We start from the raw sequence: 22,857 nt of genomic DNA, 5'->3' as shown, positions 1-22,857 counted from the left end.
CCGCCCCAAAGCAGCTCGACTACATTCTCACGGCCGCGCTGTACGGCTAATACATCAGGGGGTAGTCGGAGGGTTAGCTGAGGGCGGCCCCGCCCCGGGGGGGCGGCGGGGCCCGCCCCGCGCGCCCCCCCGACGGTGGTGGTCCGGACGGGCGCCGACCCGTCCGCCGCGGCCGGCTACCGCTTGGCGACGGGCCGGTAGGTGCAGACGTTCACACCCGTGCTGCCGGTGACGGTGGAGACCAGCTCCAGCGTGCGCAGCCCGCCGTCGTCCGGGAAGATCGTCTTTCCGCCGCCGAGGAGTACCGGCATGATCACCAGCCGGAGCTCGTCGACCAGGCCCTCGCTCAGGAGGGTGCGCACCAGGGTGGGGCTCCCCATGACCAGCAGGTCGCCGCCCTCGGCCTTGCGCAGCTCGCGGACGCGGGCGACGGCCTCGTCACCGGGGATGCGGGTGGTGTTGTCCCAGACCGGCCCGGAGTCGCCCAGGGTGCTGGAGACGACGTACTTCGGGATGGCGTTCATCCGGTCGGCGAACGGGTCGCCGGCCCGCTCGGGCCACGCCGCGGCCATCGTCTGCCAGGTGCGGCGCCCGAACAGCAGTGCCGCGGCGCTGGTCAGCGCGTCGGAGAAGGCGCCGCCCACCACCTCCGGGTCGAAGAACGGGTGCGACCAGCCGCCGTGGGCGAAGCCGCCGTCGGTGTCCTCCTCGGGGCCGCCAGGGGCCTGCACGACGCCGTCCAGGCTGATGAACTCACTGATCACGATGCGCACGGTGGTGCTCCTCTGTCTTGCCTGCTCTGCTTGCTACGCCCTCGGGCCTACGACACTGAAGACTGCCGGCCACTACGGAATCATCGCTCCCGCGGTGGTGATGTGGATCACGCCCGGCGCGGCCCGGCGTGGTCAGGCGCGCGGTGTCCTGCCGCTCCGGCCGCCGGCCTGCGGTCAGGGCCTGGGGGCGGCGGCTTCGAGCTGGTCGACGGTCCCGGACATGACGGTGCGGATGTGCCGGGTGAGGTGGTCGGCGGGCCAGTCCCACCAGGCGGCGGCCAGCAGGCGGGCGATGTCGCCGTCGGGGTAGCGCGAGCGGATGACCTTGGCGGGGTTGCCGCCGGCGATGGCGTAGTCGGGGACGTCGGTGGTGACGACCGATCCGGCGGCGATGATCGCGCCGTGGCCGATGCGGACCCCGGGCATGACCACGCTTCGGTAGCCGAGCCAGACGTCGTTGCCGACGACGGTGTCGCCGCGGGCGGGCAGGCCGGCGAGGAGGTCGAAGTGCTCGGACCAGGCGCCGCCCATGATGGGGAAGGGGAAGGTGGAGGGGCCGTCCATACGGTGGTTGGCGCCGTTCATGATGAACCGCACGCCCTCGCCCAGCGCGCAGAACTTCCCGATGACCAGCTTCTCCGGGCCGTAGTGGTAGAGCACGTTGCGGGTCTCGAACGCGGTCGGGTCGTCGGGGTCGTCGTAGTAGGAGTACTCGCCGACCTCGATCAGCGGCGAGGTCACCAGCGGTTTCAGCAGGACCACGCGCGGCTGGTCGGGGAAGGGGTGGAGCACCGTCGGGTCGGGCGGGAGAGGACTCATGGTGGCACCGCTTTCCGTCGATCCGGGGGTGGCCGGCACTGTCCATGATCCATGGTGGGCCCGTGCCCCGGGCCGCCGGGGGGTGACCTTCCAGCCGGACTCTGAGTACGCTCCCGCCCAGGACCACACCCAGCCGACCGCAGACATCCAGAAGGCGCCCATATGCACCCCGACCACCAGCGCGCGTCCCTGCTGGCCTGGGCACACACCGCCACCGCGGACCGTCCGGCGGGCGGGTTCGACGTGCGGGAGTGGGCCGCCGGGCACGGCATCCCCGAACATCAGGCGGCAGGCCTGCGCGCGGCCCTGACCGCCGAGGGCCTGCTGCGGCCCGTCTCGCTCGTCGCCGACATCGTCAGGTTCACACCTGTGGGCCGGGCCCAGGCGGCGGCCGTGCTGGAGCAGCGCGACAATCGCCCCCGGCGCAACAACGCGGTCCGCTCCGACGTTCTCGACTGGCTCTACGGGCAACCCGGCCAGGGGTACCGGCAGAGCGGTTGCGCCGATGCCGACCCGCCGGCGGGCTTCCTGGACTCCGAACCGGCCTATTGCGGCGACCCGGTCACCGCACCTGAGGTGTGCGAGGCCATCGGGTACCTCGCGGCCCGCGGACTCGCCGTCGTCCACCAGGACACCGGCCCCTTCGGCCCGCGGGCCAGGGACACCTTCCTCAGCCCCGCCGACAGCTACGTTGTCAGGCTGACCGCGCGGGGCATCGACTGCGCAGAGAGCGAGAAGACCGTGTCGGAGTTCGTGCGGCAGGAGCAGACGGCCCCTGGGACGACGACGTTCAACACCTACCTGACCGACGCGCAGGGGACCATCATCGGCTCCCAGCGGGACTTCACGCAGAACAACACCGCCGGCTTCGACCCGGCCGCGCTGATCCACTTCACCGGCCTCATCCAGCAGAGCCTGCCCGTCCTCGGGCTGTCGCCCGAGGAGCAGGCCGAGGCGGCCGAGCAGGCCGGGGCCCTGTCCGCCGAGGCCGCACGCGCGCACCCGGACCGCGGTCTCCTGCGGCGCACGGCCGACCGGCTGGTCGAGCTGGTCATGCCCGCGGCGGGCACCGCGCTCGGGCAGCTCGTGCTGGAGGCGGGGAACCAGGCCGTCGCCGCGATCGGCGGCTAGCTGTTCCGACCCGTGAGGTCGGTGACGACGCTCCTGTCCAGGTGGCAACAACCGAGTCCCGGGCACGCCCGGGACGAGGAACTGTTCCGGGCGCTCCTCCCGCCGCTCACCGCGGATGTGCTCGGCTACTACCTGCCGTACTGAGCGCGGAGGCCGTGCGGGGCCGTCCGTCGCCTCCGGTAAGTGCTCAGGGGTGCGCAGAAGTACACCCCCGGAGTGAGGTCCGGTGCAGTGCGTGCCACAGGGCCGGGCGCGATCGTCGTAGGTGTCGTCAGAACGACACCTCCGACGAGAAGAACAGGTGCACGGATGTCCCATGCCCAGCAGCGCGTCGCCGCGACGCGTGCCCGCGAGTTCTGGCCGGTCCCGCTGTTCACCCTGCTGACCTGGGTGGTGGCCGGTCTGCTGCTGGCTCTGCAGCCGATGCTCCCGCTCGACCCCGGACTGCTGATGCTCCCCCAGTTCGGCCCCGCCGTCGCCGCCGTGGTGGTGACGGTGCTGCTGAGGCGGGGGAGGAGGCCCGCGGCCGGTCCGGCTAGCATGAGGTGGCTGCGGCCCACCCGTGACGTGCTCGTTCGCTGCGTGACCGGTGCGGGTCTGGTTGTCGCGGTGCTGGGGCTGTCGCTCGGCGTCCTCGCGCTGGCCGGACGGCCGGTGCACCTCACGGACGCCGGTCAACTGGCTGGGCCGTGGTGGCTGCTGGTCGTCCTGCAGTGGGTCGGCGCGTGCGGCGAGGAACTGGGCTGGCGCGTCTTTCTGCAGCGGCGGCTGGAGGCCGGCCGTTCGCCGGTGGCGGCAGCGGTCGTGGTGGGTGTTCTCTGGGGGGCTTGGCACGTGCAGTACCTGCGGTTCGGAGCCGCGTTCATGACGGCGTTCATGGTCATGACCGTCGCGGTCTCGGTGATACTCGCCGTCCTGGTCTCGGGCGCCGGTACCGGGACCCTCCTGGTGGCCGGCACCCTCCACTGCCTGATCAATCTCGGCACCCTCGGCGTGCTGGACATCGAGGGCGGTGACGTCGCCGGCATGACCGCGCTCGCCGGCTGCTCGACCGCGGTCGCGGTCGCGGTCGCGCTGGCGGTGGCCGGCCACCGGGTCCGGCGCACGGAGGCCGTCCGATGAACACCGGATCCTCTGCCACCCGTACACCGGACGACACGCCGACCACCACCGGCGGCAGCGCTCGCCGAACGGCGGCCACCGCCCGTACGGCGTGGGCCGAGCGGCCGGTCGCGCTGGGGCGGGCCGCGGCCCTGTGGGCCCTGTCGCTGTCGGCCGGGCTGGTCGCCTGCCTGGTCAACCTCGCGATCTGGCTGCTGGGCGCCGGAGTCGGGCTGCTCCTGCTCCCGCTCGCCGTCGGGACGCTGCGACGGCTCGCCGGCACCGCCCGCCGCCGCGCCGGGCGGTGGACGGGGGTGGCGATCCCCGAACCGTACCGCCCGACGCCGCCGCGGGAGCCCGGCCTCGGCGGCCGGGTCCGTACCTGCCTCGCCCTGCTGGGCGACCCGGCCACCTGGCGCGACCTGGTGTGGGCGAGTGCCGATCCGTGGATCGGCGGCGTCATCGCCGGGCTGCCGGGCGCGCTGGTGCTGTACGGCGTGTACGGCGCACTGGTCCAGCCCTTCGTCTGGGGGCCGATCGACCGCGCGGGCGGCAGCAACTGGTACACCGTCATCCAGGTGGACTCGTCCGGCGCCGCGCTGGCCGCGGTACCCGTCGGCCTCGCGCTGATCCTCGCCGGCCTCCTGGTCGGCCCGTGGACGCTGCGACTGCACGCTCGCTGGACGGCGGTCCTGCTCGCGCCGACCCGGACCGCCCGGCTGCGCCTGCGGGTCGACCATCTCTCCACCACCCGCGCCGACGCCTCCGACGCCCAGGCCGCCGAGCTCCGCCGGATCGAACGGGACCTGCACGACGGGGCCCAGGCCAGGCTGGTCGCGCTCGGCATGACCATCGACAGCGTCGAGAAGCTGGTGAACAACGATCCGCAGGCCGCCCTGTCCATGCTCGCCGGAGCCCGCGAGGCCTCCTCCCGCGCCCTGGAGGAGATGCGCGACCTGATCCGCGGCATCCATCCGCCGGTCCTGGCGGACCGCGGCATCGCCGACGCGGTCCGCGCCCTCGCCCTCGACAGCATGCTGGACGTCGAGGTGACGGCCGAGCTGCCGGGCCGGCCCGCCGCCCCCGTCGAGTCGGCGGTCTACTTCGCGGTCAGCGAGCTGCTCACCAACGCCGCCAAGCACAGCGGTGCCGGGCGGGTGGAGGTCAGGCTCGGCCACCGCGACGGTGTGCTCGCCGCCGAGGTCACCGACGACGGCCGCGGCGGCGCGGACCCCGCCCGGGGCACCGGTCTGCGCGGGGTCCAGCGCCGGATCGCCGTCTTCGACGGCACCCTGACCGTCCGCAGTCCCGACGGCGGCCCCACCGCGATCCTCCTGGAGATCCCGTGCGCGTTGTCCTCGCCGAAGACCTCTTCCTCCTGAGGGACGGACTGGTCCGCACCCTGGAGGAGCACGGCTTCGACATCGTGGCCGCCGTCGACAACGGCCCTTCCCTGCGCAGGGCGCTCGCCGACCACCGGCCGGACATCGCCGTGGTCGACGTCCGCCTGCCGCCCTCCTTCACCGACGAGGGCCTCCAGGCCGCCCTGGAGGCCCGGCGCCGTACCCACGGCCTGCCCGTCCTGGTGCTGTCCCAGTACGTCGAGCGGCTCTACGCCCGCGAGCTGCTGGCGGACGGCTCCGGTGCGGTCGGCTACCTGCTCAAGGACCGGGTCTCCAACGCCGCCCAGTTCGTCGACGCCGTCACCCGGGTCGCGAGCGGCGGCACCGTGATGGACCCGGTGGTCATCGCCAAACTGCTCAGCCGCGGCGAGGCCCGCGGCCGCACGACGGCGCTGACGCCCCGCGAGCAGCAGGTGCTGGAACTGATGGCACAGGGCCGCTCCAACCCGGCGATCGGCCAGCAGCTCCACATCACCCTGAGCGCCGTCACCAAGCACACGGCCAGTATCTTCGCCAAGCTCGACCTGCCCGCCTCCGACGACGACAACCGCCGGGTCCTGGCCGTCCTGGCCTACCTCGACCGCTGAGCCCGGGGCCGAGGCCGACCGGGCCCTCGAAGCCGTCCCTCAGCCCTCGCCGGTCGGCGGGTCGGTCTTCGGTCCGAATCCTGGCCGTGCGTGGGGCCGAAGTCCGCGTCGAACTCCGCCAGCAGACGGATGATCTCGGGGGCCGACCCGGGTTCGGGGAAGTCCCGGTGGATCCGGCGGTGCAGACGGGACCGACTCACAGCGGCTCTCTCCCCGCTCCCCGTGCAGCCGTGCGTGGTGCGCACCCGAGTATCCGCGGCGACTCCGGGCACCCGCAAGGCGCCCGCCCCGACGCCAGCCCCTGCGGCTTTCCGCGATCACAGCCGAGCCGCGTCAGTCCAGGCAGAACTCGTTGCCCTCGGGGTCTCCCGACACACAGAACTGGATGTTCTGGAGTGTGAGAGATGGCAGCGGCATCTGCGCTGGTCAGGGGCTCGGAGCGGGGCAGCGGGCAACCTTCGCCCTTCACAGTGGGCATGGAAGGTACATCGGCCACGCTCCCCGGCGGGCAACCCTTGCTCCCCACACAGAGCATGGAAGATGCTCGCAATCCACTGTCCGGCACCGTGTTCACCGAGACCCTTCGGGGCGTCCGGTGCATCCGACTGTCCGTCCTGACGGACGAGACCACCAGCCCCGAGCGTCAGCGGGAAGCGTGCGACCACGTAGCCGGAGAGTTGCGGGTCACGTTCGGCGAGGGTGACGCGCTGCGCGAAGCGGTGGACCTTGACGTCAGCGCGTCCAAGACGTCCCCGTGGGAGCGCCCGCAACTTCTGCGCTGGCTCAGCAACCCGCAGGCGTACGACGCGCTTGTGTTCTGGCGGTTCGACCGTGCCATCCGGTCCATGGGGCACATGTACGCCCTCGCCAACTGGGCGCGCGAGCACCGCAAGGTACTGATCTTCGCCGAGGGTCTGGGCGGGGGTCGGCAGGTGTTCGACTTCCGCAACCCCATGGACCCCATGGCAGAACTCCAACTGTTCATGCTGGCTTTCGCCGCACAGTTCGAGTCGCAGTCCATCAGCGACCGCGTCAGCGGCGCGCAGGCCGCCATGCGCAGGATGCCGCTTCGCTGGCGTGGTGGTGGCCGCCCGCCGTACGGCTACATGCCCGCCCCGATGCCCGAGGAGTTCGGCGGCAAGGGCTGGACGCTGGTACCCGATCCGGACGCCGTGGCGGTCATTGAGCGGATCATCCGTGAGCTGCTGGAGGGCGCCACCGTGTCCGCCATCGCTGCGGGGCTGAACGCCGATGGCGTGCTGAGCCCGCGTGACTACTGGGCCGACAAGATGGGCCGCGAGCGAGGCGGCAAGACAGGTGGGGCGAAGGGCTCGCACGTCGTGCGGGAAACGTTCCAGTGGACTCCGGCTGTCATTACCCGGATGCTCCGCAATGAGGTTCTGCTGGGGTGGAAGATGCACGACGGCGTGCCTGTGCGCGACGACCAGGGCAACCCGGTCATGTGCAGTGAGACGCCGATTCTGACGCGTGAGGAGTTCGACCAGATCGGCGCCGTTCTGGACGAACGCAGCATCAACAACGGGGACCGGTCCGACACGGAAGCGCTGTTGCTGCGCGTCATCCACTGCGATTCGTGCGGCGGGCGCATGTACCTGAACAAGCAGGAAGGCAAGCAGCCCACGTACAAGTGCAATTACCACGCCCGGGGCGACAAGTGCGAAGCCCCCGCGAACATCCGGGGAGACTGGGCAGATGAGTACGTGATAGCCGAGTTCCTGCGCCTGGTCGGCGGAATCCAGACCAGGACAACCGTGGTGGTGCCCGGGTACGACCCCGAGCCCGAGTTGAACGCGACCGTGGCCGAGTTCACCGCGCACCTGAAAATCCAGGGTCAGCAGAAGTCCAAGCACGCCGCGCAGGAGTGGCAGAAGCGTCATGACGCGCTGGACAGCCGGATTGCCGAGCTGGAGGCCCGCGAGAAGACCGAGCCACAGCGCATCACCACGGGGACCGGGCGCACCTTCGCCGACGACTGGCAGGCTGCCGACACGGCCGAACGGCGCGGAATGCTCGTTGACGCCGGGGTGCGCCTGAACGTCCGCCGGGGCACCCGTGGCGGATGGCGCACGCTCGACACACGGCGGGTGGACTTCACCATGTCCGGCGAACTCGATGAGGCCGCCGAGGAGCTTTCCGCATGGGACGCCGCCACGGTGCCCGAACTGGTGCCCGCAGCCGCTTAAGCGCCCCATAGAGCCCCGTACAGCCCTGGTCGGCCCCCCGTGGTCGGCCGGGGCTCTCTTATGCCCGCAGGCGGGCGCCTGTGGCCTTTGGCTCAGCCGGCCCGGACTGGCCGACAGCGGCAGAGGGGTGGTGGGTGGTGGTTCTTGCCTATTTTTTAGAACGCATAGAAAAAACTAAGAAAAAACAAGAAACAGGACCACTCTCGCCACCTCACCACCGCTGGCCGGAAACCTCCGCCCTTCACTACGGCAGGGGGGAGCGAGCGAAGCCGGGAAACCTCCGCTCCCTACTACTACCGAGGAAAGCGGGCAAGGGGCGCTCCCTATGTATACCGGGAAGCCCCGCCGTGGGCACTGACGAACGGAGAGAACACCATGAGCGAGACACTGCACCGGTTCGGCTATCTGGACGGCCCCCGGGACAAGGATGCGGCCCGTGCTGCCGAGTGGCAGCGAGACGAGCGCATGGAGAAGTTGGCCGCAATGCGCGATTCGAACCCCGAAGCGTACGACCGCATGGGCACCACCGTCCGCATGTCCCTTGGCTACTACGAGAACGCGAAGAAGATCGCAGCCCAGTTCGGGCGCGACACCACGAAGGGCGGCAACTGATATGAGCGCCGAGATCGAGAAGGCCGCCGAGCGGGTCGCCAAGCTGCAAGCGCAGATCGACAAGGTGTCCGGCCCGCTGGCCGATGCCGAAGCGCAGTTGCGTGCCGCCGAGAACGCCGAGAAGGTGCGCCGTGCGGAACGAGAGATCGAGTACAGCCGAGAGTTCGCCGGGACTTGGATGGGCCGGGCCGAGGAAGCCGCGAACTCGGGCGATGACGTCCATCAGCGGTTCCTTGACACGCTGTCGGCCGAACCCTGGTTCGCGGCATATGTGGAGTACCGGGCCGCCCGGCACAAGCGCGGATACGTCATGACCGAGGCGCAGCGCGCACAGCGAATCATCGGTGAAGCCGTAACCGTACCCGAGCAGCGCTATTACGCGGCACAGATTCTCGATGAGATCATGGATCGCGTCGAAAAGGAATCAATGCAGCTTGCCGACGATTTCAATCAGAGCCTCGTGGCTCAGCGTGAGGACTATGTGGCCGCGCAGGGCGACTGAGCGGCCCGCCACCCAGGGGGGTACTCCCGTCCGTGCCCAAGGGTGATCGGCAGGGAGGCCAGAAACTCGCGCCGGGGCTGTGGCCATTCTTGGGTGCCCCGTGCCCCGTTACAGAAAGCAAGAAAGGAGACCATGGCTGATCGGTACCGACCCAAGTCAGCGGCAATACGGGCGCGCGAGGGAAACCCGTCCAAGGCCGAGATCAGAGAGGGGGTGATTGTCCCGCGAGCTGTTCTCGCCGAGCCCGACTGGCGAGACGTGTTCAAGGAATCGCCGGCCGCCGAGATCCAGGCAGCCAATATCCGCTGTCGGGAAATGGCTTCGGCTGAGTGGCAGCGTGTTGTGCCGATTCTCGAAGTGGCCGCCGGACTCGGTGAGGTGGACCACTCGACCGTCAAGGATCTGTGCGTCTGTGTGGCCCGTATCGACCAGGCCGAGCGCGACCTGTCCGAACGCGGACTCATGGTCACGGCCGAGCGTGGCACGGTGAAGAACGGCGCCGCCACCATCGCGGCACAGTACCGCTCCCAACTTGCGCGCTATATTCGAGAGTTGGGATTGTCGCCGAGTGCTCGCGTGGCCATAGCGCCGCCCCAGCCGGACGACGACTCCGACATCTGGGATTGAACGCCCCATCAATCCATGCGACTTGATCAATTGTCGGAATCGCAAGGGCCCCGTCCTGTCCCCTCTCTGCGGGGTCAGGGCGGGGCCTTTCTGCGTTTGGCGAATCGCGTCGCAGTCAGCGCGAAGCGCGGGTGCCCGCTGTGCTCAGTGCGGGGCCGCCGGGAGGTGAGCGGCTGAACGCTTGGCCGCATCACGGGCACGGAATCCGAAGCTGATGAGGGTCACGCGTTCTCCGGCGCCGAGAGGCGTCCTTCCGTGCGGGGTGATCGCACCATCGAACACGACGCATTCGCCCGCCGCGAGATCACATGCACGGTAGCCGTCGGCGCCGATGAAGACGGTAGCGCTCACGGTGGGAGCTGCGGCGGAACGCTCGTGCTTGAGACAGAGGATCAGGTTGGCTTCGCCGAACCCGAACTCGTCAACGTGGAAGTCGAGGAACTGCCCCTCCTCCAGATAGCCGATATAGACGCCGTTGTGCGGCTGCTCGACTTCCAGCCCCGTGGACTCCGTGACGACTGCGGCGAGATCGACTTGCCCGGTGAACCGGTTCGCGGCGTCGCCCACGGCCGCGTTCCACTTGCCGTTGTGAAGGTAGCCGTTGGTGGTCAGGGCCTCCTCCGCCTCCTGCGCCATCGCGGTGATCAGCTCAGCCGGGAACGGCTGGTCGCGCAGGTGTCGCGGGTGGACTCGCTGATGCGCGGTCAGCCCGCGCACGGCGCCCCGGATGGCGGGGAAGTCCTCCGCCCACCGGTCCGGGCTGCGGGCGGTGGTGTGGGCCTGGAGCCACGTGGTCCACCGGCCGTTCCACTGGCGAGGCGCGGTGTCGTCCGATCCCGGTGCGGCGGCGCGGTCGATCAGCAGTTCCACCCGCGAGAGTGCTGCCTGTGTGGAGCCGATCAGCTCGGTGTCGCCCTTGGCGATCCGCAGCCGCAGCGCTTCCCGGAGATGAGCCTCAGCACCCGCGAGGTCACCGCGCTCCATCAGGTACTTACCGGTGTGCTGGAGCGCGAAGTCCACCAGCTCTGGGTTGTGGCTCCGCGCGGTCCCCAGGGCGCTGCGGTAGAGCGCGTCCGCTGCCCTCATGTCACCGGCGTAGCGGTGGGCGTCGCCGAGGTTGAGGCTGGTGGCGACGACCGCTCGGGTGTTGCCGCTCGCTGCGGCCAAGTCGAGCGACTGCCGCAGGAACGTAAGGGCCTCCTGATGGCGGCCCAAGCACATCTGCCCGATGCCGATCCACCTGGACAGGGTCCGGGTGCGAGCGGGGTCGGCTTCCTCGGGCAAAGCCCTTAGATCGTCCTGGAGTTGGCCAATCGCCGTGGTCAACTTGTCCCGGTCGGTCGGGATCATCCGCAGGCCGGCGTCTTGTGTGATGAGGTGCTGGAGCACCGGACCCTCCTCGTTCGGTTCTGCTCAGGGTGGCACTACAGGCGGTCGGTCTGCTGGCGCAGGTCGGCCAGCAGCTCCACCCCGTGCGGGGTGAAGTTCTCACTCAGGAGTTCGAGTTCGCGCATGAGGTAGCGGACGGCGGGCAGGCCCTCGTCATAAGCGGCCTGGAAGCACGCGCGCTCGTTGGCGGTCAGGTCGTTCCGGTCCAGCTCGGTGCGGCGGAACCTCAACAGCTGGTTGTAGACACAGGTCGCGTGGAAGGCCCGGTCCACCTCCCAGTACTGGTTGCGCGCGACGCCCTGCCCCGCTCGCCACCGGATCTCGATCTTCGGGGACTCCTTGGACGAGTACCCGTCCGCGAAGACCTGGTGCTGAAGGATGTGGAAGCTGATCGACTGGTGCGTCCCCTCGTGCAGCAGGTTCTCCGCCAGGAAGCGGGGAGACGGCTCCGGGCTGACCGTGTTCGGGGGGATGTGGTGCCGGGCCTTGTCGGAGAACACGACGACGTACGGGAGCGCCGGGTCACTGGAACTGGTCAGCGAAGAAGCGCGGACACCGGGCGTGAGCCCGACCCACAGCAGGCCACGGACGAACTCGCGCACGCGGGCGAATCCCTCGGGGTGGACCAGCGACAGCCGGTCCAACGCCTCGGACAGTGCCTCGCGGCGTTCGTCGGTGTGCTCGGCGATCTCGTAGTTCGTCAGGCTGATCTCGTCGGCGATCTCGCCGGGAAGCTGGGCGTCGAACCAGTCGAAGGACACACCGGCCACGGTCACGTTCTCGCTGCGCAGGGAACGGGCGTGCTGCGCGTAGGGGGTGCCGGACTTGATGAGGCGTTCCATCAGGGCGAACGGCAGGGCGCTTTCGGCGCCCTCCTCCCGCAGGCGGAGAAGCTCCGGGTCCTTCCGGCTGAGGTCGAAGAAGGAGCCTGCCGGGACGCTGGTGGCGATGGTGGTGTTCACTGCGGACTCTCCTTGCTCGGGACTGTGAGGCGATGCGGGCCGGCCCGGTGGCTGCCCGAGCCGACCCGCCATGCCGTCAACTACTCGGCATCAACTGCTAGTTGCCGTCAGACCTCGACGGCCACGGGCGCGAAGTCGCCGTCCGGGACCATGTGGTCCAGGTTCCGCGTCAGGGACGCGACGGCCACGGGCGCGAAGTCGCCGTCCGGCACCGAGTGGTCCAGGCGGCGCGTCAGGTTGCTGACCTCGATGTTGGCGGGCATAGTCCTGCTCCTTCCATGGGAACTACTGCGGATTGGTGCTCCCCTCCGAGGTTCGGGGAGGAGTCTGCGAACCGCTGGCGGGTGCACCGCACGGCTTGCGGCCGGTGTTGCCTTGCCGTACCGGCCGGGCGGGTGCCCCCGGCCTGTCGGTGCAATCAGTGAACAGCCAGTCACGCTCCGGGGGTACGGTGGGAGCACACCGATCCCGTTCAACCCGTTCAAGATCGCAATTAGGGGCGACAGTTGACGGACACTAAGGCGCCAAACGAGGCACTGACCCGTGTCATCGCCGAGGCCGGATGCACGTACCAAGCACTGGCGACGACAGTGCGCGCGGTCGCTTCCGAGGCGGGGGAGCACCTGGCAACGGCACCCTCGGCCGTCGCTCACTGGGTGGCCGGCGGAACCCCCACTGGCCGCACACCGATGTACCTCGCCGAGGCCCTTACCCGGAAGACGCGCCGCAAGGTGACCGTGGCGGAGATCGGATTAGGGTCGGAAGCGATCGGGGAGGTTATGAGTGCCGACCCGCTGGCCACCGCCGCCGACCTCGGGAGAGCCGTGATGCAGTCCCGCCGTGACTTCCTCGCCAGTGTGTTCGCCACCGCAGCTGTGGCCCTGCCGCTGACTTACGATCACCAAGCGGTCGCCGCCACCTTGCGAGCGGGAAGGACCGGCGGCCGGGTGGGCGTCGGCGAGGTGGCCACCGTCCGGCACATCACCAGCGTGTTCACCGCCGCTGACGAGCGTCTTGGCGGTGGGCACGGGCTAAGTGCGGTGACCACCTACCTGACCGACACGGTGGTGCCGATGCTCCAGGCCGTGTACCCCTCCGAGGCGATTCGCCGGGACGCCTACGGCGTGGCGGCCGAACTGTCGTACCTCGCCGCCTGGAAGTACCACGACCTGGGCCGGGAGGGCGCCGCACAGCGGTACTACCTCCTCGGCTACCAACTCGCCTGCGAGAGCGATCCGACAGGACACGGAGCCTGGATGATGCGCGCTCTCGCCCATCAGGCTCTCAACCTCAAGCAGCCGGAGTTCTGCGTCGAACTGGCGGAGGAGTCCCTACGTCGAGCACGCGGGAAGGTGGACCCGCAGACCGAAGCCCTGTTGCTGATCACGAGCGCCAGGGCGTACGGAGCCGTGGGAAGCGGGAAGAGGGCTGCGGCGGCGCTTCTCGCAGCCGAGGACGCAATGCTCGACACCGCGACGCCGCCCGCGTCTTTCACGGCGGCTACCGGGCCGGTAGCGGCAACCGTCGCCTCTCACACCGCCAAGACGCTGGCCGAGCTGAAAGACCACCAGGCGGCCGAGCGCCACCACCGGGCCGCCCTCGCCGGTCGTGACCCCGAGGCGTTCCGGCGCATTCACGCCCTGACGCTCGGGAATCTGGCCCGGTCCGTCGCTGCCCAGCGGCGTCACGACGAAGCTGTGGGGATCTGGGGTCAGTCGCTGGATTTCATGGACGGAGTCGTCTCGGACCGGCACAAGAAGGACCTTCACAAAGTCCGTACCACAATGACGAGTTGGGCCCGTCGCGGAATCCCCGGCGCCGCAGACCTGGGGCAGCGCGCTGCCGAACTCGTCCGAGCCTGACCCGCACCCACCCGGCTCCGCCCTACCGGTCAAGTCCGGTGGGCGGGGTCTACTGGTCTCCGGCGGTCTGGCCGGTCCGGTCCGCCACGAATGTGCCGCGCTGCGGAAGGGTCCGGACCCACCCTTCGGAGCGCAGATACTCGACCGCATGGCGGGCAGTGTTCCGGGCAACGCCGTATGCCTGGATCAACGTGCTCTCGGACGGCACGCGGGCCCCGACTCGCAGTTCCCCGGACTGAATGGCCCGGATGATGTCCGCCGCAATCTGCTGATACGGGTGCGCCTCGGCGTCCGGGTCGATCGGGGTTACGTCCATGCTCAAAAGCGTAGGGCGACCCAAACGACCTCGCGCGTTTCGCTACGAGCAGGAACGTATCTAGACGTACCTATAGGAGTTGGGTACGGTCGAAATCCGCACCGCCAACCAAAGGAGCCCCGGGACTGTGCGACCAGTCACCGGGGCCATTCGTCCGCACAGCTATTAGGGAGCTGCCGACGTGCGTCATCTTATCGTTTTGGCCATACTCCGAGTCCTGGTTCTCGGCCTTCCGGCGCGCAGCCGATACCGCTCCGCAACCGGTTCCGCCCCTACTCCGATACCGATATCCGGGGCTGCTCGGCCCCACCTGCGCGGACCGTGGGCCGAGTCGCACGAGCTGTACACGGGCACAGTGGTCCGCCCGTACATAGACCACGGTGCATGGCTCGCCGAGTTGGACGAGATGCAACGCGAGTACGACGAGAGGCAGCGCCAGTGGGAGCGGCGAGAAGCGCTCCGCGCGGTGGTGCTGGGTCTCCCCGATCCCGGATACACCTATCCCGGCGCACACGCTCTCGCTGGGCCGGTGGCGTGATGGCTCGGGTGTTCATCAGGCGGCTTCCGGACGGCACCTGCCGAGGCAACACGAGGGGCCTACGGCAGTGCGCGCGGGACGGGTGGCTGATCCTCGCCGGAGCCCGATACACGGTCCGCTACGAGCCCCGCACGCCGAACGACTGCCGACCGTGGACAGACGGGGTTACCCGGTTCTGGTCGCGTGACTGCTGGGCGGTTCCGCACCACGACGTTCGCTCCTCCGGGTGAGTCCAGCCCGATAGCAAGATGCCCCGTTCGGCCAAGTGCCGGGCGGGGCTTCTTTGTTACCTGACCTGCGGCTATGCTGCACAGAACTGGTAGTCACGTGTGTTGGGGTCGGTCATCACGATGAAGCCGGCGTTCATCGGGGGAGCGGGCTCGTGGCGACGCACCCGTGCCGCGCCCAGTGCGACGAGCCGGTCGCACTCGGCCTCCAGCACCGCCATCCGCTCCTTGCCCCGCAGTCCGGGAGCCGCGCGGACGTCGAGGTGGACGCGGTTCTTGGCGGCCTTGTCCTCCGGCACCTGCTGGAAGAACACCCGCGGGCCGTGCCCGTCCGGGTCCTCGATGGCCGACTTCGTGTTGCGCTGCTCCTCCGGTACGCCGATCCGCGCGAGGAAGTCGTCCCACGCGGCCAGCGGGTCGGCGTCCTCGGGCAGGTCGACTCCGGGCGGGCCGGGGTGGACGTAACCCAGTGCGTCGCGCCAGAAGGACGACAGCGCCCGCGGGTCGTGGGCGTCGAAGGTGACCTGGAGGTGGCGGCTCATCGGGTTGCTCCGTTCGTAGCGGGTCTCGTGTGCGGGGAGAGGCCGCGCAGCAGGCGGACCTCGGACAGACGGTGGATCGGCTCGCGGTGGACGGGCGGCACCGGACCGGCCGTGGGCACTTCGGGCAGGTTCCAGACGTCCGGCACCGGCGGCCAGAAGGACTCGTCCGCGTTCATGGAGCCACCCTGACACCTCTGGCGGACAGGATCGGTCCGCTACCCCTGGCAGAGTGGGTGGCATGGACGGGGCACGCGGTGACGAGCGGGGTACGACGGAGCGGGTGCTCACCCTGCTCGGGCTGCTGCGGCAGCGTCAGGTCTGGACCGGCCCCGAGCTCGCCGACCGGCTCCGGGTCACGTCGCGCACGGTACGGCGTGATGTCGAGCGGCTGCGCGCGCTCGGCTATCCGGTGCTTGCCGGCCGCGGTGTCGGCGGTGGTTACCGGCTCGGTCCGGGGCAGGACCTGCCGCCGCTGCTTCTCGACGACGAGGAGGCGATCGCCACCGCGGTGTCGCTGCTCGCCGGCGCGGGTGGCGCGGTCGCCGGCGACACCGCGCTCCGGGCGCTGACCAAGCTCGACCGGGTGCTGCCCACCCGGCTGCGGCACGAGGTGCGCGCGCTCTCCGGCTCGGTGGAGTTCTTCGGCGGAGGCCGCACGCCGGTCGACTCCGAGGTGCTCATGACGCTGGCCAGAGCCTGCCGCGACGAGGTCGAGGCCGGCGTCGACTACCCCTCCGGGAGCGGGGTGCGACGGCGGCGGGTCGAGCCGTACCGCCTGGTCGCCTCCGACCGGCGCTGGTACCTCCTCGCCTACGACCTCGACCGCGACGACTGGCGCAGCTTCCGCGTCGACCGGATGACCGAGGCGTCCGCACGGACCTGGCGCTTCCGCCCGCGCGCGGCGCCCGACGCGGCGGCGTACGTGCAGGAGGGGGTGGCGAGCCGGGTCTACCCGCACCGGGCAAGCTTCCTCGTGCACGCGTCGGCCGACACGGTGCGCGCGCAGATCCCGGCGTCGGCGGCCGTCGTGCGACCGCGCGGGAGCGGGCTCTGCGAGGTGCTCAGTGGCGCCGGCAGCCTCGACTTCGTGCTCATGCACGTGCTTCTGCTGGGGCACGACTTCGAGGTGCTCGACCCTCCGGAGCTCGCGAGTCGCTGTCGGGTGCTGGCGGAGAGGCTGCTGTCGGCCGGTGCGAGGAGCTCACCGTGCTGATGTGCGCCAGTGTGCCCGCGCAGGCGGCGACGCCGTTGACGCCGTCGGCGCTCCGGCAACCTCGTCCCGGGCGACGCCAACGGGCACCAGGACGTCTTCCGCCACGACCTGTGGACGGGCCGGACCGAACGGGTCAGCGTCGCGGCCGACGGCACCCAGGTCGAGGCCGGGTCGGGCAGCGCCGTCGACGCGCTGGGCACGACGGTGCTGTTCTCCTCCGGCGGCGCGCTCGTCCCCGGCGGTGCCGACGGTCAGCAGGGCGTCTACGTGCGGCGGTACCCGCTGTTCTGAGCAACCGCCGGATACGTCGATTCCGGCGGTTCCCGGCGACAGGCGAGGGCGGCACCGCAGCCCTCGCCTGTCGCCGGCCCCGCTCGTGCGGGCGTGGTGAGCCGGCTTCAGCGTTCGTGGACCGTGGCCCACCTGTAGTGGCCGGGCCGTGCTGTTCCCTCCGGGCCGAGGGCCGTGGCGGGGGCGCCCCCCCCGCCCCGCCCCCCCCGCCCCCCCCGGGGGGGGGGGGGGGGCGGGGGGGGGGGGGGGGGGCCCGGGGCCGGCCCGGGGGGGGGGGGGCCCCGCGCCCGGGGGGGCCCCCCCCCCCCCCCCGCGGGGGGGGGCGGGGGCCCCCCCCCCCCGGGGGGGCGCGCGCCCCCCCCCCCCCCCCCCCCCCCCCCCCCCCCGGCCGGCCACCGGAGGGGTGGCGGGCCGGGCCGGGGGGTGAGGGGGATCAGCAGGAGCCGGCCGGGCGGTTGCGGACCACCAGGTCGGTGCGGCCGGCGGTGGCGTCCAGCCAGATCACCCGGGTGCCCTGGTCGGCCGCGGCCTTCTCCTGGCCGCCGCGGTTGCAGGAGAGCCGCTCGGGGGTGCCGCCGGTGAGCGGGAGCTGCCAGAGCTTGGGCAGCGCGGCGTTGGTCCAGCCGCCGGCGGGCTTGCTGCCCGGCGCCGCGAAGGTGACGGCCCGGTCGGAGGCGGTGATGGTGGTCCACGACGGGGCGTACGGCGAGGTGCCGGACAGCACGTCGGTCACACCGGAGCCGTCCAGGGCGCCGGAGCGGATGGAGCTCCGCTTGGTCCGGTCGCCGGGTGTCTCCACCCAGAGCAGCCGTCCGCCCGCGAGCACGGTGGACGTGGCCTCGGTCCCGGTGCTGCCGCTCGGGTCGCCCACCAGGTACTGGGCGGTGACCTTGCCGGCGGCGATCGAGTAGACGGTCGGTGCGGAGACCCGCTTCTCGCCGACCGTCCAGGTCTCGGACCAGCCGAGGACGCCGTCCTTGAGGGTGACGCCCGACAGGTCGTGGCCGTCGGGCAGCGGGAGTTCCACCGCCGGGGCGCCGTTGTGGGAGAGGTGGAGCCTGCTTCGGCCGGTGGCGAAGTCGGTCACCTTGTAGGCCACGTCGTCGCCCGAGATCTGGACGTCGCTGGGCTGCTGGGTCGAGGAGCGGAACAGGCTGCGGACCGGGCCGCCGGACAGCGGGCGGGTCAGCACCTCCATCCCCCACGCGCCCTGGGCGTCGGGGCCGATGGCCAGCCACGCGGCGGACCTGCCGTCGGTGGCGGCCCAGCCGTGCAGGCGGCCGTCCTCCGGGCTGATCCGGGTGGGGGCGTCGGGGGCAGTGGTGGAGCCGGTGTACAGCGCGGTCGGGGTCTTGCCGGCCGGGTCGCTGTTGGTCATCACCCAGCGGCCGTTGGCGGCGGCGGGGGCGACCGGGGTGGAGGCGTCGCGCAGCAGCGTGCGGCTGTCCAGGCCGAGCCGGTTCTCCCAGCCGGCGCGGATGCCGTGGGCGTCGAACGCGTCTGCCACCGTGCGGAGTTGGTCCCGGGTGAGCTTGAGCGAGCGGCCGGCGGCGAGCACCGCGTTGCGGCCGTCGACGAAGTCGTCCAGCGGGGTGAGGTAGTCGGCGAGCGCGCGGTAGACCAGCCGGTCGGCGGTGAGCGGGTCGAGGGTGCGCCGGATGTCCCACAGCGCGCCGCCGATGATGGTGGAGTTGAGGTGCACCCCGCCGTTGTCGACACCGCCCCCCGCGCCGAGGTAGTCGTCCACGGTGGTGCGGCGGTCGTCCAGCCGGCGCTGCGCGCAGTCCTCCGGGGTGCCGGTGCGGCAGAGGCTCTCGCCGAGCAGGGCGGCCTTCGGGTCGCTCATCGACATCCCGCGGGCGGTCACCTCGATGGCGTTGCCGAAGTAGTCGGCCAGTGCCTCGTTCATGGCGCCGGGCTGGCCGACGTAGACCAGGTCGGCGGTGTGCTCGATGACGCCGTGGGTCATCTCGTGCCCGGCCACGTCGAGTGCGACGGAGAACGGGTGGTACGTGGTGCCGCCGTCGCCGTAGACCATCTTCTTCCCGTCCCAGAAGGCGTTCGGGAAGGGGGCGCCGCCGTTGGTCACGTTGACCACGGAGGTGATCGGGCCGCCCTTGCCGTCCAGGCCGTCCCGGCCGAGCCGGTCGCGGTAGAAGTCGTACACGGCGGCGGCGTTGAGGTGGGCGTCGGTGGCGCCGCTGCTGCCGGTGGAGGCCGGGAAGTCCGGGCCCGGGGAACGGGCCGGGAGGCTGTCGGCGGGTATGCCGCCCCGGAAGTCGTTGTAGTCCCGGCCGGCCGCGTCGTGGGTGGCGATGGTGGCGGGGCGGGTGAGGTCGGTGAGCTGGTAACTCCCGTCCGGGAGACGGCCGATGTTCACCTTGACGGAGCGGCCGAAGGCGTCCGGAGCGGTGCCGGTGGCGGGTTCGGCCCCGGCCTCGGCGCGGGCGGTGGCGGCCGCGGTGGGGGCGGTGGTGCCGTCGCCGGCCGTGTACGGGGTGCGGGCGTCGTGGGCGAGGGCGATCGCGCCGGCGGTGGCGTCCAGGTAGACCTCGCGGACCAGTGGACCGCCGGTGTCCGGGTCGGTGCCGCGCAGGGTGAAGTGCTGGGCCAGCCGGCCGGTGCCGCCGGGCAGGATCACCTGGCCGTGGTCCTCGGCGGTGGCCCCGGCCCGGGCGCGCCGGTCCGTGAGCGAGCCGAGCGCCAGGTTGCGCAGTGTCCCGGCCGGGACGGCGGGAGTGGTCGGCGCGGTGAGGCCGGTGAAGTACTTGCCGCCGACCGACTCGACCCGCTGCTCGGCGCCTTCGCCGGTGAGGTGGACCAGGTACTGCGCGCCGAGCACCGGTATACCGCCGTGGTACTGCTGGAACCTGACGGTTCGTCGGCCGTCGGCGGTGCGCTCGGCGCCGATCTCGGCGAGCTGCCCGGGGTCGATCCGGTAGCGGTCCGGGTGGGCCGCGAGATGGGCCAGGGCGGCGGCCGCCGGGTCGCCGGGGGCCGGCTCGGCCAGGCCCGTGACCAACTGCGGGGCGGCGGTGTCCTGGCCGGACACCAGGCCGGGGACGGGGTCGGGGTCGGCGGCCGGTCCGGCCAGGGCGGGCGGCGCGGCCAGGACCAGGCCCAGGACGGCGGTTATGCCGACGCCGAGCACCTTGGGCGCGCGGGAACGATGGTGCACTGCGGTCCTCCCATGGAACACGGAACACGGAACACGGAATGCGGAACATGGAACGCGGAGTACTGGATGCGGGATCGGCGGTGACGGCACGCGAGGGAGCCGATGGGCCGTCCGATGGCGTCGACGAGCACCTTGGTCCGGCCTGCGGAGACGGCAGGGACCTTGCCGAGGGCAGCGGTTGACGCAGCGTACGACGCTTGCCGACTCCTGCGGCCGGCGTCCCGCCGTGCAACGACCATAGGTCATCGACCGAGATATGTCGATGACCTGTCTATGAGTGCGCGGGGGAGGGGCCGGCCCCGACCGGTGGCCCGGGAACACCCTGTTCCCGGGCCACCGCCCTGTCGCGGCGTTGCTACGTTCGCATGATTGCTGATTGACGATCGGTACGGTGAGAAACCCATCGCTCGGCTCGTGTCTATAAACGGGGGAAGCCGACAATCACTCGACAGCCAGCCGGCGAGTGCCGACCCGATTGGAACGAATCCCATGGCCTCCTGGGGCGACGAGGATTTCCCGAATCCGACAGATGACTCTCCCGCGCCGTCCGGCCGGAGGCGATTCCTCCGGACCGGGTCCACGCACCGGACCCGCAAGCGCCTCCTGCCGGCCGTCACCGTGGTGGCCGTGGTCGTCGGCAGCGGATTCCTGTTCCGTTCGGGGTTCGGACCCGATCATGTCGAACCCCCGTCCGGGTCCAGCGGGGATTCGATCTCGGTGGGCTATCAGAAGGCACCCGCCACGCTGGTGGTCTACGAGGACTACGACTGCGCCGCCTGCCGGAAGTTCGCCGAGGGGTTCGGCCCGACGCTTCGCCAGCTGGTCGTCGAGAATCGCCTGATCATCCAGTACCACCCGGTGGCGACCGACGGCCGCAAGACCTCGGCCCGGGCCGCCAACGCGGCGGCGTGCGCCCAGGACGCGGGAAAGTTCACCGCCTTCCGCGAGGTGCTCGTCGCGGCCGGCAAGCAGAACCCGGACGCGAAGCAGGACCTGCTCTCGCTGGCCGACCGGGTGGGCGAGCTGCGGTCCGCGGCGTTCGACCGGTGCGTCGACGACGGCGCGCACGCGGGCTGGGTGACCCGCGGGACCGATACGTTCACGAAGCAGTTCCACGCGGACGCGCCGGTGGTCGTGCTCAACGGCGACCGGGTCGACATCGACGGTGACGGGGCCGTCACCAAGCTGTGGAAGACGGTCGAGGACCTCGCACTGAAGGACCCGGGCTTCCACCCGCCGGTGAACACCCCGCCGTACCCGCCTGCCTCGGCCGCCACCGTCTCGCACTCGGCCTCGGCGTCCGCCTCGCCCAGCAGGGTGAGGGCGGCAGAGGCGTCCGAGCGCACGGCTGCGGCTTCCGGCACCAGGGAGCCGGCACACGCTTCCGGCGGCTGACGACCGGTCGGCTCGGCCGGGGCTCCGCAGCGGGGACTCCGGGCAGGCCGTCTACGTCGGCGGGTGCGCGCAGGACCGGCCCGGGGGCTGAGGGCGGCTGGGAAACGGCGGCCCGGGGCGAATTCGGCCGTGGGCGCAGAGGGGCGGAGAGATATTCCGTGTCGTCGACGGACAAAACCCGTACCGAATACTGCGGGGCCAACGCGCAAAAACCAACCAGCGAACGAGGGGAACATGAGCCGGGCGAATCGGAATGGAAAGCTGGTCGCACATGAGCGCAGGCGCGCGGAACGCGCGGCGCGAGAGATTCTCGCGAAACGTCGACGCCGTTTCATGGTGTTCGGCCTCGTGCCCGCCGTCGTGACCTCTGCGGTGATCACAGGGATCGCCGTGCAGACGTACCGCTCCCAGGACGACGGACCCGCACTGGCGCCCCTCGGAACCGTGGCCGACAGCAAGGCCATCGAGGTGGGAGCGGAGAAGGCTCCGGCAGTCCTGGAGGTCTACGAGGATTTCCGCTGCCCCGCCTGCCGGGCGGCCGAGGCGCGCCTCGGCGAGGTGCTGCAGAGGTACATCCAGTCCGGCCGGCTGCGCCTGGAGTACCACCCCCTCGCGGCCATCGACGCCGGCCTTGGCGGAAAGGGGTCCCTGCGAGCGGCGAACGCCGTCGCGTGCGCGCAGGACCTGGCCAAATTCGCCCATTACCATGCCGTCCTCTTCTCCAACCAGCCCGAGGAGAAGAACGACAGGTTCGCCGACCGGGCGGAACTCCTTCGGCTCGCCGAAAATGTCCCCGGACTGCGGACGCCGGCTTTTGAGCAATGCGTCAACAAGGGAACGCACGAGGCTTGGGTGCGCACTGTCACGGAGGAGTTCCGCCACCACAAATTCCAGGGGACGCCGGCCATGCTGCTCAACGGCAAGCAACTCGACCCGCACACCGGTGGGGCCATGGCCTCGAAGGAGGCGTTCGAGGGCGCGGTGCTCGAAGCCATCGCCGAGGCCGACCGGGCCTCGCAGGCCCCCTCGCCGACGCCCTCCTCTTCGCCGGCGCAATCGCCCGAGCACGCGGCGTCGCCTTCGGCCCAGTCGTCCTGATCCGTACCGGAGGGAAGTGAGGTTTCCCCGGGGTGCGGAAGGCTGTCGGACCTGGACTGCCCCGCTGCTTCAGGAGGTCGCCGACCG

General features: G+C 71.0%; 22 protein-coding genes. 13 read left to right on the top strand and 9 right to left on the bottom strand.

Translation table 11 applies throughout. The features are described from left to right. Window positions 1-176: 176 nt before the first annotated feature. On the bottom strand, window positions 177-773 hold the full coding sequence (locus ACIP82_RS30760; RefSeq protein ID WP_400658206.1) for a dihydrofolate reductase family protein: 597 nt from the start codon (window positions 771-773) through the stop codon (window positions 177-179). A gap of 174 nt (window positions 774-947) precedes the next feature. Further along, window positions 948-1,592, bottom strand: a complete 645-nt coding sequence (locus ACIP82_RS30755) for a CatB-related O-acetyltransferase (protein WP_400658204.1) — start codon at window positions 1,590-1,592, stop codon at window positions 948-950. Between the two features lie 162 nt (window positions 1,593-1,754). Between ACIP82_RS30755 and ACIP82_RS30750 the strand changes: the two genes are divergently transcribed. The 9 genes from ACIP82_RS30750 (at window position 1,755) to ACIP82_RS30710 (ending at window position 9,759) form a co-directional block, all read left to right on the top strand. After that, on the top strand, window positions 1,755-2,723 hold the full coding sequence (locus tag ACIP82_RS30750; RefSeq protein WP_400658202.1) for a hypothetical protein: 969 nt from the start codon (window positions 1,755-1,757) through the stop codon (window positions 2,721-2,723). Window positions 2,724-2,744: 21 nt separating this feature from the next. Further along, entirely contained in the window at window positions 2,745-2,867 is a 123-nt protein-coding gene (locus tag ACIP82_RS30745) for a hypothetical protein (RefSeq protein ID WP_400658200.1), read from the top strand. A 165-nt stretch (window positions 2,868-3,032) separates the two neighbouring features. Further along, window positions 3,033-3,845 carry a CPBP family intramembrane glutamic endopeptidase gene (locus tag ACIP82_RS30740; protein ID WP_400658198.1) on the top strand — a complete coding sequence of 271 codons (813 nt, stop codon included), beginning with the start codon at window positions 3,033-3,035 and terminating at the stop codon, window positions 3,843-3,845. Continuing rightward, a complete protein-coding gene (locus ACIP82_RS30735; protein WP_400658196.1) occupies window positions 3,842-5,206 on the top strand; it encodes a sensor histidine kinase in 1,365 nt (454 codons plus the stop codon). Before ACIP82_RS30740 ends, ACIP82_RS30735 begins: the two co-directional genes overlap by 4 nt. Further along, complete coding sequence (locus ACIP82_RS30730) at window positions 5,170-5,814, top strand: response regulator transcription factor (RefSeq protein WP_363610404.1); 645 nt, start codon at window positions 5,170-5,172, stop codon at window positions 5,812-5,814. The genes ACIP82_RS30735 and ACIP82_RS30730 overlap by 37 nt, the downstream gene beginning before the upstream one ends. Before the next feature lie 533 nt (window positions 5,815-6,347). Then, window positions 6,348-8,018 carry a recombinase family protein gene (locus ACIP82_RS30725; RefSeq protein WP_400658193.1) on the top strand — a complete coding sequence of 557 codons (1,671 nt, stop codon included), beginning with the start codon at window positions 6,348-6,350 and terminating at the stop codon, window positions 8,016-8,018. Between the two features lie 375 nt (window positions 8,019-8,393). Next, entirely contained in the window at window positions 8,394-8,630 is a 237-nt protein-coding gene (locus tag ACIP82_RS30720; RefSeq protein WP_400658191.1) for a hypothetical protein, read from the top strand. Between the two features lies 1 nt (window position 8,631). After that, window positions 8,632-9,132 (top strand): hypothetical protein, encoded by a 501-nt coding sequence (locus ACIP82_RS30715; RefSeq protein ID WP_400658189.1) that lies wholly within the window; start codon window positions 8,632-8,634, stop codon window positions 9,130-9,132. Window positions 9,133-9,264: 132 nt separating this feature from the next. After that, entirely contained in the window at window positions 9,265-9,759 is a 495-nt protein-coding gene (locus ACIP82_RS30710; RefSeq protein WP_400658187.1) for a phage terminase small subunit P27 family, read from the top strand. Between the two features lie 144 nt (window positions 9,760-9,903). On the opposite strand, the gene ACIP82_RS30705 is transcribed toward ACIP82_RS30710, so the two are convergent. The 3 genes from ACIP82_RS30705 to ACIP82_RS30695 all read right to left on the bottom strand — a co-directional run bounded on the left by ACIP82_RS30705 (window position 9,904) and on the right by ACIP82_RS30695 (window position 12,373). Beyond that, window positions 9,904-11,148, bottom strand: coding sequence for a tetratricopeptide repeat protein (locus ACIP82_RS30705; RefSeq protein WP_400658185.1), 1,245 nt, complete (start codon window positions 11,146-11,148; stop codon window positions 9,904-9,906). A 35-nt stretch (window positions 11,149-11,183) separates the two neighbouring features. Next, the gene (locus tag ACIP82_RS30700; RefSeq protein WP_400658183.1) at window positions 11,184-12,110 is read right to left on the bottom strand and encodes a hypothetical protein; all 927 of its coding nucleotides are present in this window, start codon (window positions 12,108-12,110) and stop codon (window positions 11,184-11,186) included. Between the two features lie 107 nt (window positions 12,111-12,217). Beyond that, window positions 12,218-12,373: a hypothetical protein gene (locus tag ACIP82_RS30695; RefSeq protein ID WP_388014597.1), complete on the bottom strand. Its 156-nt coding sequence runs from the start codon at window positions 12,371-12,373 to the stop codon at window positions 12,218-12,220. A gap of 243 nt (window positions 12,374-12,616) precedes the next feature. Between ACIP82_RS30695 and ACIP82_RS30690 the strand changes: the two genes are divergently transcribed. Further along, window positions 12,617-13,972 carry a tetratricopeptide repeat protein gene (locus tag ACIP82_RS30690; protein WP_400658180.1) on the top strand — a complete coding sequence of 452 codons (1,356 nt, stop codon included), beginning with the start codon at window positions 12,617-12,619 and terminating at the stop codon, window positions 13,970-13,972. A gap of 49 nt (window positions 13,973-14,021) precedes the next feature. On the opposite strand, the gene ACIP82_RS30685 is transcribed toward ACIP82_RS30690, so the two are convergent. The 3 genes from ACIP82_RS30685 to ACIP82_RS30675 all read right to left on the bottom strand — a co-directional run bounded on the left by ACIP82_RS30685 (window position 14,022) and on the right by ACIP82_RS30675 (window position 15,771). Further along, a complete protein-coding gene (locus ACIP82_RS30685) occupies window positions 14,022-14,288 on the bottom strand; it encodes a winged helix-turn-helix domain-containing protein (RefSeq protein WP_400658178.1) in 267 nt (88 codons plus the stop codon). 839 nt (window positions 14,289-15,127) lie between these two features. Then, window positions 15,128-15,595, bottom strand: a complete 468-nt coding sequence (locus ACIP82_RS30680) for a VOC family protein (protein WP_400658176.1) — start codon at window positions 15,593-15,595, stop codon at window positions 15,128-15,130. Next, window positions 15,592-15,771, bottom strand: coding sequence for a hypothetical protein (locus ACIP82_RS30675; protein ID WP_363610400.1), 180 nt, complete (start codon window positions 15,769-15,771; stop codon window positions 15,592-15,594). Before ACIP82_RS30675 ends, ACIP82_RS30680 begins: the two co-directional genes overlap by 4 nt. Window positions 15,772-15,833: 62 nt before the next feature. Between ACIP82_RS30675 and ACIP82_RS30670 the strand changes: the two genes are divergently transcribed. Next, a complete protein-coding gene (locus tag ACIP82_RS30670) occupies window positions 15,834-16,808 on the top strand; it encodes a helix-turn-helix transcriptional regulator (RefSeq protein WP_400658174.1) in 975 nt (324 codons plus the stop codon). 724 nt (window positions 16,809-17,532) lie between these two features. On the opposite strand, the gene ACIP82_RS30665 is transcribed toward ACIP82_RS30670, so the two are convergent. Next, complete coding sequence (locus ACIP82_RS30665; protein WP_400658172.1) at window positions 17,533-20,277, bottom strand: M4 family metallopeptidase; 2,745 nt, start codon at window positions 20,275-20,277, stop codon at window positions 17,533-17,535. A gap of 369 nt (window positions 20,278-20,646) precedes the next feature. On the opposite strand from ACIP82_RS30665, the gene ACIP82_RS30660 reads away from it, so the two are divergent. Further along, the gene (locus ACIP82_RS30660; protein ID WP_400658170.1) at window positions 20,647-21,672 is read left to right on the top strand and encodes a DsbA family protein; all 1,026 of its coding nucleotides are present in this window, start codon (window positions 20,647-20,649) and stop codon (window positions 21,670-21,672) included. Between the two features lie 234 nt (window positions 21,673-21,906). Further along, window positions 21,907-22,770, top strand: a complete 864-nt coding sequence (locus tag ACIP82_RS30655; protein ID WP_400658168.1) for a DsbA family protein — start codon at window positions 21,907-21,909, stop codon at window positions 22,768-22,770. Window positions 22,771-22,857 lie beyond the last annotated feature (87 nt).

The sequence above is a fragment of the Kitasatospora sp. NPDC088548 genome (genome assembly GCF_044753005.1).
In the GTDB taxonomy this organism is placed as follows: Bacteria; Actinomycetota; Actinomycetes; order Streptomycetales; family Streptomycetaceae; genus Kitasatospora.
This window is presented reverse-complemented; position numbering and strand designations above follow the sequence as displayed.